Raw genomic sequence first — 1,176 nt, 5'->3', positions numbered from 1 at the left:
TATGGAATCTTATCGTCGAACAGGCTGGCGATGAAATGTTGCCAAAAGCCGTCATCCACCGGCAGCATGCGGTTTGTGGCATGAAACTGGCTCTGTCCCGGTTGGCGGGACAGCTTGAGCTCGCGTTGGTGATACAGCTCGAGACCCGGCCGATGCCCGACGCTCAAAACCATGGCATTGACCAGATCCGTGCGCAGGAATTCCATCATCCGGGCCTGCCCTTCCTCGTCGAGTGCGGATGTTGCCTCATCCATAATGGCAATATCGGGCGGGTTGAGCAGCAATCTGGCAAAGGCAAGCCGCTGTTGCTCGCCTCCCGACAACTTATGGCTCCACTGGGCTTCTTCATCCAGACTGACAGCGAGATGGGCAAGGCCGCATCGCTTCAGCGTGTCTATGATTGTTTCGTCGCTGACCGATCTCGCATTGACCGGATACATCAGGCACATGCGCAAGCTTCCATCCGGGAGAAACGGACGTTGCGGCATGAAAGCGACGGAAGCACCCGGCGGACGAAGTATTTTGCCAGAACCCCATGGCCAGAGTCCTGCCATCGCCCGGATAAGGGTGCTTTTGCCGGAACCGGAATCGCCTTTGACAAGCACTTTCTCGCCCTTGGCAATAACCACTTCCGCGTCATCAATCATCAGCTTGCCGTCGTGCTGGGTGATATAGAGATGAACAAGATGCAGGGCGCCATCGGAACTGTCGCCAAGTTCTATCGTGTCCTGCGACGCACGCCCGATGGTGACGTCAAGCTTGTCCATGGCCTCGTTCAGTTCAATCACCCTGAGTGCCGACGCCAGCCATTCGGCAATTCTGATCGTATTGTCGACAAACCAGCTCAACGCCATCTGCACCTGAACGAATGCGGTGGCTATCTGCATGAGGCTGCCAAGGGTCAGCGAACCATCAAGATATTTTGGCCCGGCCAGCAGCAGCGGGATGACCGGAGCCAGGATCGCATTGCTGTTCAGAACCCAGGTGAGGTTCGCCTGCTGCACTATAACGCGGTACCATCTGCTGATCACAAAGCCGAGGCTGCTTTCCAGCTTGGCGCGCTCGTCATTGTCCCCGCCAACCAGCGCGATGATTTCGGCATTCTCACGAACGCCCGTCAGTTCGGTACGCAGCTTGGCTTCGGCTCCGTTCTTGGCCTCGACAGCCCGGATAAGC

At 57.2% G+C, this 1,176-nt stretch carries 1 protein-coding gene; it reads right to left on the bottom strand.

What is annotated here, in order from left to right:
- Positions 1-1,176, bottom strand: a 1,176-nt coding sequence (locus AC0N03_RS16740) for an ABC transporter ATP-binding protein/permease (protein WP_474290048.1), incomplete at both ends; no start/stop codon positions are given.

The organism is Methylocystis sp. sgz306128 (assembly GCF_056032725.1).
This window is presented reverse-complemented; position numbering and strand designations above follow the sequence as displayed.